This window comes from Psychrobacter sp. 1Y4 (assembly GCF_051847555.1).
This window is the reverse complement of record NZ_JBPYDE010000040.1, coordinates 1-1,848: the sequence shown is the minus strand read 5'-3', so window position 1 is coordinate 1,848 and position 1,848 is coordinate 1. Positions and strand designations below refer to the sequence as shown.

At 49.6% G+C, this 1,848-nt stretch carries 2 protein-coding genes; both read right to left on the bottom strand.

Annotated elements, in window-relative coordinates:
* Position 1: 1 nt before the first annotated feature.
* Positions 2-1,291, bottom strand: a complete 1,290-nt coding sequence (locus ACS8FC_RS13950) for a TRAP transporter large permease (protein WP_439263610.1) — start codon at positions 1,289-1,291, stop codon at positions 2-4.
* Positions 1,288-1,815 carry a TRAP transporter small permease gene (locus ACS8FC_RS13945; protein WP_439263612.1) on the bottom strand — a complete coding sequence of 176 codons (528 nt, stop codon included), beginning with the start codon at positions 1,813-1,815 and terminating at the stop codon, positions 1,288-1,290. The genes ACS8FC_RS13950 and ACS8FC_RS13945 overlap by 4 nt, the downstream gene beginning before the upstream one ends.
* Between the last annotated feature and the right edge of the window lie 33 nt (positions 1,816-1,848).

The following is a 1,848-nucleotide window of genomic DNA, read 5'->3' as shown; positions in this document are numbered from 1 at the left end:
TTTAACCAAGCAGCACCAAAGAGATCGCTGGGAACGCAACCAGAATAACCAAGCGAATGACATCAGAGACAATAAACGGTGCCACTCCACGAAACATATCAGATAGTTTGATATGCGGGGCCATCGCCTTAATTACAAAGATATTCATCCCCATGGGCGGCGTGATAAGACCAAGCTCCACCGTCAACACTGCAATAATCCCAAACCACACCGGATCAAACCCAAGGGCCAAGATAATTGGGAACACCACGGGAATAGTGATCACCAGCATCGCAAGGGCATCCATAAACAACCCAAGTAAAAAGTACATAAACAAAATACAGATTAAAACAATCATCGGACTGACCGCAAGTCCCCCAATCCACGTCGCTAACGAATAAGACAGGCGAGAGACTGAGACAAAGTAGCCAAGTGCCTCTGCCCCAAGTAGCATAAAGAACACCACCGCAGACAACGCCAAGGTTTCAATCAATGACTGCTTTAGTCCCTCCATACGCATGCCTTTGACAGCAGCATAGGCCCAAGAAACAAACGCCCCAACTGCAGCCCCCTCTGTTGGGGTGAACAGACCAAAGAAAATACCGGCGATGATCACAATAAAGATAAAGGTGAACGGTATCAATCCTGTCAATGAGAGTAGCTTGGCCTTCCAAGAGGTTGACTCGCCGCGCTGAGCCAAGTGCGGTTTCCAGCGCACCATGATCATGACAGTGATCGAGTACATGAGCATGCCAAGCATGCCGGGCAAGAAGCCTGCGATAAACATGTCACCAACGGACTGCTGGGTTAGGATGGCATAAACCAGTAAGGCGATACTGGGCGGGATCATAATGCCAAGCGTACCGCCCGCAGCCAAGATGCCACAAGCAAAGCCTGGCTGATAGCCGTATTTCTCCATTTGCGGCAGGGCCACTTTGGTCATAGTGGAGGCAGTGGCTAAAGAAGAACCTGAAATGGAGGCAAAGATGCCGGAGGAGCCGATACCAGCGATACCAAGACTGCCTCTGACACCGCCAAAGATGGTACGGGTAGCTTCAAAGAGTTTGCCGGCCATCCCTGAGTGAGTGGCAAAGACGCCCATTAAAATAAATAAAGGTATGGCGCTAAAGTCGTACTTTGCTAAGACGTCGACGGGGATGTCTTTGAGCATCTGCAAAGCGCCACCGGCTGAGGTAACAGCGCCAAAGCCAACCAGGCCAACACCAAGCATGGCAAGAGCAACTGGGACACGTATGACAACCAATAGAATCATGACCAATAGGCCGATGGCGCCAATCATTTCTGGACTCATGCGCCTGTCTCCTCGGCGTCAAAGAATTCGCCTGTTTTAAAGATGTTGATGGATTCGATTAGGGAGCGTATGGCCAGCAGTAAACTTAAGAAGGCGCTGATGGCGTAGATGGGCATCATGGAGATGCGCAAATCTTGGGTGACTTTGCCAAATTCGATGGCGTCGATGGCGCTTTCATACAGTCCCCAAGTAAAGACGAGACCGATGACAAAAAAACCTATCATGAACACGCCCATCATGTAGCCTTTAAGGGCTTGTGACATCTTTTGGGTGAAGACGTCGACGATGATCTGTGAGCGCTCGACGAAGGCGGCAAAGGCGGCCAGTAGCGCAAATAACATGAAGTAGGAGACGATCTCGACGCTACCTTTGACAGTAAAACCAAACTCGCCGCCCGTAAGCTTGAAGACATAGCGGGCAATGACATCAAGCATAGTGGTTAAGACAATGATGATTAGGCTGATGCCGCCAATAAACTGGCACAGCCTTGAGATGAGAGTGCTGAGGTTGACTAAAAATGCCATGGGAGATTGCCTTTAATAGGTTAGACTTTACAG